The organism is Acinetobacter yuyunsongii, assembly GCF_041021915.1.
In the GTDB taxonomy this organism is placed as follows: Bacteria; Pseudomonadota; Gammaproteobacteria; order Pseudomonadales; family Moraxellaceae; genus Acinetobacter.
Map to the genome: position 1 here is coordinate 2,133,417 of NZ_CP157435.1, position 12,584 is coordinate 2,146,000.

The following is a 12,584-nucleotide window of genomic DNA, read 5'->3' on the forward strand; positions in this document are numbered from 1 at the left end:
AAAACTCCTTTTACTTCACTTTGGTTTTACGAATCATTTTATACAACAGGCTTGGCGACAAACGGGACACCAATACACCCAGTTGCTCTTTCTTCCCACCGACAACCACATATTCCTCACCTGCCATCAAAGATTCAACAACACGTTCTGCAAATACATCCGCTTCTAAACCATTTTCAATCGCTTCATCTTGATGCCCTTGTGGTTTGCCCTCACCATTTAAAGCATTAAATGAAACATTGGTTTTAACAAAACCAGGAAAAACCACTGAAACTGCTATTCCCTCTTTGGCGACTTCCGCACGTAAGCTATTGGCCCACATGTGAATTGCAGCCTTAGCCGCAGAATAAGTCGCGCGATATTGGGTTCCTAAAAGACCTGCCACACTCGAAATAAATACCACCCGACCTGATTTTTGTTTGCGCAAAGTGGGTAATACGGTTTTGGTAAAGAACACTTGGGAGAAATAATCCACTTCCATGATGGCACGTTCAGTGTGCATACTCGTTTCTTCAATCAACGCACGCTGACTTAAGCCTGCATTATTAATCAGCCAATCAATACGTCCTTTGGTTGCGAGAACTTGTTCATGTGCATGGCGGACTTGAGCTTCATCGGTAATATCAGCAGCGATTGAAAGATGCTGTTCAGGCTTAAGTAAACCCACTCGAACCGATTCCAACTCATCATAACGACGTGAAGTCAGTACAACTTGAGCACCTTGTAAAGCGCACTCTCGTGCCAAAGCTTTACCTAAGCCCGAAGATGCACCTGTAATCCATACGACTTTATTTTCAAGACTTTTAAGTTTCGCCATGTCATATATCTCCTTTATTTATGCAGGGTGACGCATAAATTTAAGAAAGTGATCTACATAAGTTGCCGCAACTTGTTGATCAAGTTGAGTACCTAATTTTTCTAAACGCTTATACCCTAAATGTGTCGTCATATTAATGACGCCATTTAAGGTTTTATCGACTACAAAATTAAATTTTAGGCTCTTTTTCGGCTCACGAATTAAATGAGTGACACCTACATCAATCACTTCTGTGAGCAACTTCAGTGAATTGGCAATTTCCCGACTTTCCCCTTCAGCTAATTTTTGACTCGAAGCTTTAACCTGTTGAGTCAACTGTTGCTCAATCGGATAAGTCATATATACCGACTCATCTTCAACTCGAATTGTTTTAGATAAATGTTCGACCAATGGAACTAGACGATCATTCCCAAAGAATGACACTGACCATGGCATATATTTTCGGATTGCTTCTAAAATCTGCTGAATCACTTTTTCAGATTCACCTGTGAGTGAATGATGTTGATTGTCTTGCAATAGCACCATAAAAACTTGTTCTATCACTTCACATGCAATTTCAGATAAAACTGCCCCCAATGCATTTGCTTGGCTTTCTTTACTACCCTGTAAGAGCTGCGTACGGATATGAGCAAATCGCGCGTATGTATCGGCATGAATATTTAAAAAAACGGCAGTGTTCATTCTAATCACCCTATTCTAGATTCCATAAAATAAGGGCTTATTCAATAAGCCCTTATTCATCCTTAGATTCTGTTTTTCTTTCATTTTTGGCTTTTCAAATGCTGAATTTACCACATTCTATTCACGATCAACATGCATAAATGCCAAAAATGGTTGACCGTGTGTTGCTTCATTAATTTTTAATAGAATTGAATAACTCATCGTAACCGTCCTTTTTTAAGTTTTAATATTTTTATATCTTTGTTTTATGCTTAAACATTTTTAATTGTGTGATGTAACATACATAAATCTAACTTTTTCAAGAAAAAAACCAACTGTTTTCATCGACTTTTTTTGATGAAAATATTCATCATTTTTTTGCTACAATAGATCTAATTTTTTATTCAATTTTAATCTTCTATACTATGACTGACGCTCAATCTGCTCAAAATATTGCAACTACTTACGATCCAACCGAGATCGAAAAGAAATGGTATCAAATCTGGGAACAACAAGGTTATTTCAAACCCTCAGGTCAAGGTGAATCATTCTGTATCATGATTCCACCACCAAACGTCACGGGCAGCTTGCACATGGGTCATGGTTTTAACAATGCCATCATGGATGCCTTGACTCGCTACAACCGTATGTCTGGTAAAAATACCTTATGGCAACCAGGTACTGACCATGCCGGTATTGCAACACAAATGGTCGTAGAACGTCAGCTTGGCGCACAAAACATCAGCCGTCATGACTTAGGTCGTGAAAAGTTCATTGAAAAGATTTGGGAATGGAAAGAACAATCTGGTGGTACGATTACTCGTCAGATCCGCCGTTTAGGTTCTTCAGTGGACTGGTCGCGTGAACGTTTCACCATGGATGAAGGTTTATCGAATGCGGTGAAAGAAGTCTTCGTTAAACTACATGAAGATGGCTTAATTTACCGCGGTAAACGCCTCGTAAACTGGGATCCGAAACTGCAAACTGCCCTTTCTGATCTTGAAGTTGAGTCAGACAAAGAAGAAGCAGGTTCATTGTGGCACTTCAAATACTTCTTTGAAGACAAATCGCTTCGTACACACGATGGTAAAGATCACATTGTTGTCGCTACGACTCGTCCTGAAACATTGTTAGGTGATACTGCCGTTGCTGTTGCACTTGATGATGAGCGTTATTCACACCTTGTTGGTCAGAACATTATCCTGCCAATTACAGGTCGTGCAGTTCCAATCGTTAAAGATGAATATGTAGATAAAGAATTCGGTACAGGCTGCGTAAAAATTACGCCTGCACATGACTTCAATGACTATGAAGTCGGTAAGCGTTGTGAATTGCCGATTATCAACATCTTTAACAAAAATGCGGAAGTATTGGCTGAGTTTGAATACATCGCAAAAGCTGGTGAGCAAATTTCTAAAACCATCGCTGCACCAGCAGACTACGTTGGTTTAGAGCGTTTTGCTGCACGTAAAAAATTGGTTGAACAAGCCGAAGCGGAAGGCTGGTTAGACCAAATTCAACCATATACTTTGAAGCCACCACGCGGTGACCGTTCAGGTGTGATTGTTGAGCCATTATTGACCGACCAATGGTATGTGAAAATTGCACCTCTTGCAGAACCTGCGATTGAAGCGGTGAAAGATGGTCGCATCAAGTTCGTACCAGAGCAGTACAGCAACATGTACATGGCATGGATGAACAACATTCAAGACTGGTGTATTTCACGTCAGCTTTGGTGGGGTCACCGTATTCCAGCTTGGTACGATGCACAAGGCAATGTCTTTGTCGGTCGTAACGAAGCTGAAGTCCGTGCTAACAACAACATTCCTGCTGATGTTGTATTGAGTCAAGATGAAGATGTATTGGATACATGGTTCTCTTCTGCGCTTTGGACATTCTCAACTTTAGGTTGGACTGGCGACAAAGCAAAAGATGCTGAAAACTATTTCCTCAATACCTTCCACCCGACTGATGTGTTGGTGACTGGTTTTGATATTATCTTCTTCTGGGTTGCACGCATGATCATGATGACCATGCACTTCATGAAAAATGAAGATGGTACGTCTCAAGTTCCGTTCAAAACTGTGTATGTACATGGTTTAGTTCGTGATGGCGAAGGTCAGAAGATGTCTAAGTCGAAAGGTAACGTACTTGACCCACTCGACTTGATTGATGGTGTAGACCTTGAAACTTTAGTACAAAAACGTACGACGGGTTTGATGAACCCGAAACAAGCAGCGAAGATTGAAAAATCGACTCGTAAAGAATTCCCAGAAGGTATTCAAGCGTATGGTACAGATGCCGTTCGTTTCACTTTCTGTGCGCTTGCCAACACAGGTCGTGACATCAAATTCGATATGAAGCGTGTTGAAGGTTACCGTAACTTCTGTAACAAGATTTGGAACGCAACCCGTTTCGTATTGATGAATGTTGAAGGTCAAACCGTGGGGCAAACTGCTCGTCCTGATCTTTGGGAATTACCTGAGCAATGGATTATCAGCCGTCTACAAAAAGCTGAAGCTGCGGTTCAACAAGCCTTTGCAACCTATCGTTTAGATTTAGCTGCACAAGCGATCTACGACTTTATTTGGAATGAATACTGTGACTGGTATGTAGAACTCACCAAGCCAGTATTGAACGATGCTGAAGTATCGGAAGAGCGTAAAGCTGAAGTTCGTCGTGTGTTATTGGCTGTGATGGAAGCATCTTTACGTTTAGCTCACCCAATTATGCCGTACTTGACTGAAGAAATTTGGCAAACCCTTGCGCCAATGCTCGGCATTCAAGGCGAAACCATTATGACTGCGGCATACCCTGTGCCTGCTCAAGAGAAAATCAATGAGCAAGCTGAAGCGGACATGCAATGGTTACAAGGTTTGATTGGTGCAGTACGTAATATTCGTGGTGAAATGGGCTTAGGTAATGCACGTTTATTACCAGTATTGCTTCAAAACACAACGGAAACTGAAAAAGCACAGATCACACGTATCGAAGCATTGTTTAAAGCTTTAGCAAAAGTTGAAAGCATTACCTTCTTGGCAGATGCTGAACAACCACCGTTGTCCTCTTCTTCTGTCGTTGGTCACGTATCTGTATTCGTTCCAATGAAGGGTTTAATTGACCCGAAAGCGGAATTGGGGCGCCTACAAAAAGACTTAGACAAAGTGCAAAAGCAGCATGACCAAATTGCAACTAAACTTGCAAATGAAGGTTTCGTAGCGAAAGCACCTGCCGCAGTGGTTGAAGGTGAGAAAGCGAAATTGGCTGAGTTTGCTGACCAGTTAGTGAAGATTAAAGCGAATATGGAGCAGATTGCTGCGCTTTAAGGTGTTGTTAATTTAATCTAATTTGTGTATAAAGGGCTGATTATTCAGCCCTTTATTATTTTATGAAAAATTATAAGACAATCTGGCTTCTCTTAATATTTTCTACAGTTATAGTTTACTCTGTACATAAATTTTTTATGCCAGAAATCTTTGATTTTTTCGGTTTCAGCTATGAAAAAAATATTCCTTTTACACCTGTTTTTTGGTTGTTAATTTTTATTACGTTTTTAACTGTAATATTCCCATTATTTGCAAATTATTTAAATAATGCACAACAAAATAACTCTAATGAACATTCAATACCTAAAAGACTTCAATATTTAGAAAATGATTTTGAAAATTTTAAAAATCATAATCTTGAATCAATGCTAAAGATCTCTGATCAAGAAAAGTCTCTAATATTAAGTAAATTGAACGATCAGCTAGAATCAAATATTACTAATGAATACTTAATAAAATTAGAAGAAAGATTAAAAATTAAAGACATCTATACCTTAACACAGCCTTCTCTTGATCGGATTAGACAAGAAATATCCAGCCTAGCTAGACGTGGAACTGTTAACTTATTCATTGGAATCACCCTAAGTATATTAGGAGTTTTTTATCTAATTGCCACTATCCCAAATATTACTTTATACACAGACTATCCAAGTCTAATTTATTACTTCTTACCAAGAGTTTTAATCGTAATTTTTATTGAGTTCTTTTCATTTTTCTTTCTAAATCTTTATAAAAGGAGTTTAGATGAAATAAAGTATTTTCAAAATGAAATGACGAATTTAGAAGGTAAATATTTAGCATTGTACTTAGCAAGGCAATCTGGAAACTTCAAGTTATTGTCCAATGCGTTAGACACTCTACTTAAAACTGAAAGAAACTTCGTTCTTAAAAAAGACGAAACTACTATCGAACTAGAAAAAAATAGAATTGAGGCTCAAAGTTCAAATAGTACAGTTCAAGCTTTAAAAGATATTATTAATTTTAAGAGATAACCCTCACCCCAGCTCTCTCCCATAGGGAGAGGCAGTAACCTTTGTGAATTTCACTGTTGTTTGACGCTCAATGAATGTTCCCTCTCCTCTCAGGAGAGGGTTAGGGAGAGGTGCTTTTAATTTTTTACCATTATAAATTCACCCTCATCCCTTTGCGTAGCAGTGCTACTCATCCCATAGGGAGAGGGAATTTTCCATTATTGATTTTCTTTCAACGCACAACAAACTTGCCATAAGTTTTCTAAAACCATATCCATCCTACTCAACACATCATGATTCCAATACCTCACTACCGTTAAACCCAAAGCCTCTAAAAACTTGGTTCGTTCAGCATCATATTCAATTACATCACCTGTGCCATGCTGACTACCATCTAGCTCAATCACTAATCCCAACTCATGGCAGTAAAAATCCACAATATACGGTGCAATCACATGCTGTCTGCGAAATTTGAGATTCATAAATCGTTTAGCACGAAGTAGTTGCCACATTAAATTTTCTGCATCTGTAGCATTGCTTCGCATGGTTTTGGCGAATTCTAATAATTGTGGGTCTAATTTAATTTTTTATTTTCCATTTTGACTACCCTCACCCCAACCCTCTCCCATAGGGAGAGGGAGTATCCTTTGTGAATTTGATAGTTATTCGTACACAACGTTCCCTCTCCTTTCAGGAGAGGGTTAGGGAGAGGTTAGAGTGCCCCATGCCCCAACAACATCTCCACCCCACTCACCTTTTTCATATGCTTTAAACGCTCTTTTTCCCACTTCAACTGCTGCTTTAACTCAGCACAATCGGCATCTATGGCTTTATACACATCGCTAATATGCACATGCTCCGCTTTCACCTTCTTCGCCAACTGAAAAGAATCTAATATCTCACTAATTTGACTTTCAAGCTGCTGACTTTGCGCATCCAAAGCCAATTTATAAAACTTCACTTGCTCCGCAGATAACTCTTTCGCCCCTACACCGTTATTCTGTTCAAGCTGTAACTGGAATTTGAGCAAATAAAATAAATCCTGCTGTTCATAAGCCTGACTTGCCTGTTGAAATAACTCAGTTTTTTCTGCTTTCTTAGTTTCATCTCGCTCACGGTCAGGATGAATCATCGCAGCAATCTTTAAATATACTGTTTTGAGTGACTGTGCTGCCATCTGCTCAGCTTGTTCACGTTTTTGTTGTTGTCTAAGTTGTTTGGCCTGCTCACGTGCTTGTTGCTGCTCAGCAGCATATTGTTCAAAGTCATCTTCTTCTAATTCTATATTTTGATCAAAGTTTTCATTAAGTTCGAACTTAACTGACTGTACTTTTTTATTCTTTTTAGTCGATTGTTGGACATGTTGCTGATAAAAAGTTTCGATCTGCTTGACCAGTGTTAACTGTTCATCATTCAACATTTTGGAACGTTTTAACATGTGCGCAAGTTGGGCAATTTTTTCATCTAGTTGCTGTAGATTAGCTTTGGAAAACTCATGGCTGTGTAACATATTCCAAAGTTGCTCTAACTGCTGAAATAATATTTCATAGAGTTCGCTATACACGGGTAAAAGTTTTTGCCGTGTATGTTGCTGAATTCCAGCTTGGGCATTTTGCCACATGCTAAGGCTAATTTTTTGCTGTTCAATTTTATCAATCAGGCGGTTCAGCTTTTTCTGCTGCGCAGACGGCTCAGCCCTTTGTTGTAAACTAACTTTGAGATCAAAGGACATGCTCATTCACCTAAAAATTTTAAAAACCCTAGCAATAATCAAATATTAAAAGTAGTGCTTTGCCAAAGCTATTTAAATCAACTTTCTAATCCACTATGGCAATAGCAGTCAAGAAATCACTCGATTACGTCCTTGCTGCTTCGCCATATATAAATTTTTATCTGCACGACGAATCGCATCATTCATATCAGTATCATCTAACAGGACTACACTTACACCAATACTTAAACTGATGGCGTGATTTACAATAATTTGTTCTTCCTCAATCGTAGATCGGATTTTCTCTGCCAATATCGCAGCTCCGTCCAATGAAGTAGCAGGCAACAAGGCAATAAACTCTTCGCCACCTAAGCGTGCAACGAAATCAGTAATCCGTAAAGCAGTTGGAAGAATTTCTGCAACACGCTGCAATACCTGATCACCTGTTTCATGTCCAAAGGTATCATTCACCTTTTTAAAGAAATCGATATCCATTAATAGCACTGCATAAGTCTGTTGTGTACGCGACATTTGACTAAATAGATAGGATAAATAATCATTGAAAGCACGGCGATTATGTAAACCTGTAAGTGCGTCATAACGCGCAATATGAGCTAACTCGACATTGGCAACTTGTAGTTCGTGCGTACGTTCTGCAACTTTTTGCTCAAGTGTGGCATTGGCATCTTGAAGTTGATGCTTTTGAGTAAGCAAGGTATCGGTCATGCTTTGCAACGACTGAGATAAGCCCCGAATCTCACGAATACTGGTTTGAGCTTCAAATTGAATATCTTCTTGCCCTTTTTCCACGGCATGCGCTGAATCTGCTAATAATTCAATCGGACGACTAAACTTATTCGCCAATTTATAAGTAAGTAGCAAGAGCAATAATGACAAAATAAAGCCCAGAGCTAATATTTTATGTTGCAGTGATTTCACTTCTGCTAAAGCAATCGAAATAGGCTGACGAATAATCACGTGCCAACCTAAATTGCTCTTAGTTTGCGAAAGCACAGGGACATCTGTAGTTAAATACTGTTGTTTTTCATTCCAATTATGCAAAAAATGATGTCCACGATTTGCCTGAAATGCAGGAGGCTGAACTTGTCCAATGCTTTTAAAGGGATATAGAATTTCACCATGCTGATTGACAATAAATACCTCAATACCTCGTTGTGCAGCATTTTCCGATAATGAACTGCTTAATACATGACTCGCCCAACTCCAATCTGCATGTGCAGCCAAAACACCTTTAATTTTCTGTGTCGATGGATCATAAATTGGCGTAGCGAAATCAATAAAACGTAATGGTTCATTAGGATTAATCGCTTTAATTTTCTTGGCCAGTAAAACAGCTTTATGTACATCGCCTAGATAGACTTGATTTACACCATGAATAAACCACGGGCGTTCTGAAACATCTGCCCCTTCTAGTAAATGATTAGCTGCAACGACCACTTGCCCCTGAGTATTGGCGATTCCTAACCAAGCATAATATTTATAAGACTTTTTGACTTGCTCAAGTTGTTGTTGTACTCGCGGGTTATGAAAATCAGCTTCAGCAAAAAATGGAGATTGGCTTAATAACACCATTTCTCGCTCACGTTCTGTAAGCGAGTTTGCCAAGGTATTGCTGATACTTTTCGCTGCAATATATAAGGTCTGACCGCTGGTTTGACTTATTTGCGCCGAAGCAGTCTTACCAATATATAAAGTAATACATAGTCCAAACATAAAAGACATCCCTGCGAACAGGACCAGTAGTCGATTACGAAAGGAATCTATGCGAAATATATTCATTTGCATCCTAATAGCAAATCACTTTTTAAACTCAGCAATATATCAAAGATCTTTTATGAATTATTAAGTCAAAGTAACGAATGTACTTGGAAAAATACTAAATCCGATGAAAATAGACTCAAGTTATATTACTCAAGCTTAAGCGGTAATTTTCGGTTGCAATAACGCATTCATATTTAAAAATTTAGTTCTCAAAGTATAATAAATGGTGCTATTTTTAAGCAAAATGCACCACTTTTCACCAAAATTACAATTTACTTTCTAAATTGGTGCGTTTTTTGCATTATATTTTTTATCAAATTGAGTTGTTCAACGACAGCTTAAGTTTTTAGATTTACTAAATCTATTTTGGTGCAAAAAACGAATCAAATGTTTGCATCGAAATTAAATTTAGCACTTTTTTTGAGCACCACTATGCAAAACGTAGATCTATTTTTCTTACTGCTTGGTGCAGTACTCGTATTGGCAATGCATGCAGGTTTTGCATTTCTTGAGCTTGGTACAGTCCGCCACAAAAACCAAGTCAATGCGCTCAGTAAAATTCTGACCGATTTTGCGATTTCAGCAATCGCTTATTTCTTTGTCGGTTACTGGATTGCATACGGACAAAACTTTTTCCATGCAGGAAGCACTTTAGCGGCTGACCATGGGTTTAACTTAATGCGTTGCTTTTTCTTACTCACCTTCGCAGCAGCGATTCCAGCAATTATTTCTGGCGGCATCGCAGAACGCGCCAAAATGCGTTCACAAGCAATCGCCACTTTAATTCTGGTTGCTTTAATCTATCCTTTCTTCGAAGGCATGATTTGGAATGGTAACTACGGCTTTCAAAAATGGTTAGAAACCTCTTTTGGTGCGAGCTTTCATGACTTTGCAGGTTCAGTCGTTGTGCATGCAATGGGTGGCTGGATTGCATTAGCAGCAGTGATCTTACTTGGCGCGCGTCATGGTCGTTATAAACATGATGGTCGTGTGAGTGCGCATCCACCTTCATCGATTCCATTCCTTGCTTTAGGCTCTTGGATTTTAATTGTTGGTTGGTTTGGCTTTAATGTCATGAGCGCACAACGCGTTGATGCTATTTCAGGATTAGTTGCGATTAACTCTCTTATGGCAATGGTTGGTGGTACATTGTCAGCAAACTTCATGGGTAAAGGTGACCCTGGTTTCTTACATAATGGCCCTCTTGCAGGTTTGGTCGCAATCTGTGCAGGCTCCGATATTGTGCACCCAATTGGTGCACTTGTAATTGGTGGGGCTGCGGGTGCTTTGTTTGTGTATTTATTCACTTATACACAAAATAAACTTAAAGTAGATGATGTTTTGGGTGTATGGCCTTTACATGGTGTATGTGGTGCATTTGGTGGGATTGCGGCAGGCATATTCGGTCTACAAGCATTAGGTGGTTTAGGAGGTGTCTCTATCATTTCTCAAATCATTGGAACAGTTTTAGGCATTGTGATTGCGCTTGCCGGTGGTTTCACCGTTTATGGCATATTGAAAGTTACGATGGGGATTCGCCTTTCTCAAGAAGATGAATATCGTGGTGCGGATCTTTCAATTCATAAAATTTCAGCAAATTCAGAAGAATCAATGTTCTAAAAAGAATTTTTTAAAGCGGCTATTCAGCCGCTTTTTTTATGAACATTTTAAGAGACAATTAAGTTTCAAATTATTAAATAATAAAACTATCATTCTGCCGAATTGCATGCTCTATGATTTTAAAAACACGTTTTTTCTTAATCGCAAGTTTCTTATTATTTGTGAGTTTTTTTATCCTCTTATTCGTGTTTCCAGTCGGCGGAGCAATAGATCTATATTTGATTCAACCATGGGTAGGAACTTTTGGCGATTTTGCTTTGAAAGGCGATTGGTATCTTGCAAAGCTCAATCATACTTATGTCAAAAAAGTTTTAACTATTGTCTATGTAAGCTTTTTCTTACTGTGGATCGCTTCTTTTAAAATAGAAAAATTCAAAGCGAAACGTTGGCAGTATGGCTATATGTTCTGGGTCAGTATGCTATGTACATGCATTATTGGTCTAATGAAAGCACAAGCTGCTCATGCTTGCCCATGGGATATGACCCATAAGACTGTCACAGGTTTTATTTGGGATTTTTCAGCAACCGCTGGACATTGTTTTCCAGGTGGTCATGCAAGTACAGGTTTTGGCTTAGTTACAGGCTATTTTCTTTATCGCCTCGATCAGCGTAAAAGAGCTTGGTTTTATTTATTTGCAGGTGTATTACTTGGCTTCGCAATGGGCTGGGCACAAATGATGCGTGGTGCACATTTCCTCAGTCATAATTTATGGACAGCTTGGATTTGCTTTGCTATCAATGTTGTGATTTATATGATCACCTATAAACGTCATTTAGCTCATGCAGCGGCTAATTCTGTAACGCAAATGAGTCCTGATATGATAAAGTGATGCCCTACTCGCATGGCTTCATGCATGATCATGATATTCACTTAGGTACTGTTTGCTGCTGATGGATGACTTTCAAAATTTCTTAGAAACTACTTTAACTAAGCAACAATCTTCCATTCAAGCCTACGATCTAGGTTCTCAAAAAGTATGGTTAAAGAAAGCATCTGAACGTCACGGTTTATGGCTTTACACTCCATTGAAGTGGTTAGCAAAAATATTTAATTTAGGTGCAATTACTCCTGTTCCTAATCAAGGGGGTTCTGCTGCAATTCAATGTGAATACCATCGGATTCAAACACTCAAATCTTTAGGTGTTTCTACATCGAATGTCCTTGCAGTTTCAAAAAAAGGAATTTTGCTTGAAGACATCGGATCACAACATCAAAGTAGCGTCTCACAACTAGATCAAGCATTGGCTTGTCAAAAAGATATTCATTCAAAATCATTACTATTTAGCCAAGCAATTCAAGCTATTCAGTATATTCATTCTAAACAAGGCTATTTAAGCGAAGCATTCGCTCGCAACATTCTTGTTGATCAAAATAACCGATTTAGTTTTATTGATTTTGAAACTGACCCGCATGAAGTCCTGAGTCTACATGATTGTTTTGTTCGTGACTGGTTGCTGTTTATTTTTTCTACAGCCTATCATTTCGAATTTGAACAATTATCCGATGCTAGTCAAATTCTTTATCAAGCCCTCCTTGCTGAACCGCAAGTTTATAGCGATGTATGCAAAGTTGGGAAACGCTTAAAATGGGTTCTGAATTTTAAGATTAGCAAAGTGGGTAATGATGGCAAACGGATTCAGAAATGTGTTTTGTTTTTACGTTTCTTAAAAGAGCATTCTGAAAAAATCACTTAACT

Annotated in this window: 10 protein-coding genes; 5 read left to right on the top strand and 5 right to left on the bottom strand. The window is 38.7% G+C overall.

Annotation, left to right across the window (positions count from 1 at the left end):
- Positions 1-10: 10 nt before the first annotated feature.
- Together ABLB98_RS10225 and ABLB98_RS10230 are read right to left on the bottom strand one after the other, a co-directional pair.
- The gene (locus ABLB98_RS10225; protein WP_348882223.1) at positions 11-817 is read right to left on the bottom strand and encodes an SDR family NAD(P)-dependent oxidoreductase; all 807 of its coding nucleotides are present in this window, start codon (positions 815-817) and stop codon (positions 11-13) included.
- Positions 818-835: 18 nt separating this feature from the next.
- Entirely contained in the window at positions 836-1,498 is a 663-nt protein-coding gene (locus ABLB98_RS10230; protein WP_178882429.1) for a hypothetical protein, read from the bottom strand.
- A 404-nt stretch (positions 1,499-1,902) separates the two neighbouring features.
- Here ABLB98_RS10230 and ABLB98_RS10235 point away from each other — a divergent pair, with 404 nt between their 5' ends.
- Together ABLB98_RS10235 and ABLB98_RS10240 are read left to right on the top strand one after the other, a co-directional pair.
- On the top strand, positions 1,903-4,803 hold the full coding sequence (locus ABLB98_RS10235; RefSeq protein ID WP_348882224.1) for a valine--tRNA ligase: 2,901 nt from the start codon (positions 1,903-1,905) through the stop codon (positions 4,801-4,803).
- Positions 4,804-4,940: 137 nt separating this feature from the next.
- The gene (locus tag ABLB98_RS10240; protein WP_348882225.1) at positions 4,941-5,795 is read left to right on the top strand and encodes a hypothetical protein; all 855 of its coding nucleotides are present in this window, start codon (positions 4,941-4,943) and stop codon (positions 5,793-5,795) included.
- Between the two features lie 197 nt (positions 5,796-5,992).
- Here the strand turns inward: ABLB98_RS10240 and ABLB98_RS10245 are convergent, their stop codons facing one another.
- From ABLB98_RS10245 to ABLB98_RS10255, 3 genes are all read right to left on the bottom strand, one after another.
- On the bottom strand, positions 5,993-6,358 hold the full coding sequence (locus tag ABLB98_RS10245; RefSeq protein WP_348882301.1) for an endonuclease domain-containing protein: 366 nt from the start codon (positions 6,356-6,358) through the stop codon (positions 5,993-5,995).
- A gap of 128 nt (positions 6,359-6,486) precedes the next feature.
- The gene (locus ABLB98_RS10250) at positions 6,487-7,506 is read right to left on the bottom strand and encodes a molecular chaperone DnaJ (RefSeq protein WP_348882226.1); all 1,020 of its coding nucleotides are present in this window, start codon (positions 7,504-7,506) and stop codon (positions 6,487-6,489) included.
- A 108-nt stretch (positions 7,507-7,614) separates the two neighbouring features.
- A complete protein-coding gene (locus tag ABLB98_RS10255; RefSeq protein ID WP_348882227.1) occupies positions 7,615-9,285 on the bottom strand; it encodes a diguanylate cyclase in 1,671 nt (556 codons plus the stop codon).
- A 414-nt stretch (positions 9,286-9,699) separates the two neighbouring features.
- On the opposite strand from ABLB98_RS10255, the gene ABLB98_RS10260 reads away from it, so the two are divergent.
- The 3 genes from ABLB98_RS10260 (at position 9,700) to ABLB98_RS10270 (ending at position 12,582) form a co-directional block, all read left to right on the top strand.
- Positions 9,700-10,887 carry an ammonium transporter gene (locus ABLB98_RS10260; protein ID WP_348882228.1) on the top strand — a complete coding sequence of 396 codons (1,188 nt, stop codon included), beginning with the start codon at positions 9,700-9,702 and terminating at the stop codon, positions 10,885-10,887.
- Between the two features lie 113 nt (positions 10,888-11,000).
- Entirely contained in the window at positions 11,001-11,717 is a 717-nt protein-coding gene (locus ABLB98_RS10265; protein ID WP_178882961.1) for a phosphatase PAP2 family protein, read from the top strand.
- Between the two features lie 61 nt (positions 11,718-11,778).
- Positions 11,779-12,582 (top strand): serine/threonine protein kinase, encoded by an 804-nt coding sequence (locus tag ABLB98_RS10270; protein ID WP_348882229.1) that lies wholly within the window; start codon positions 11,779-11,781, stop codon positions 12,580-12,582.
- Positions 12,583-12,584 lie beyond the last annotated feature (2 nt).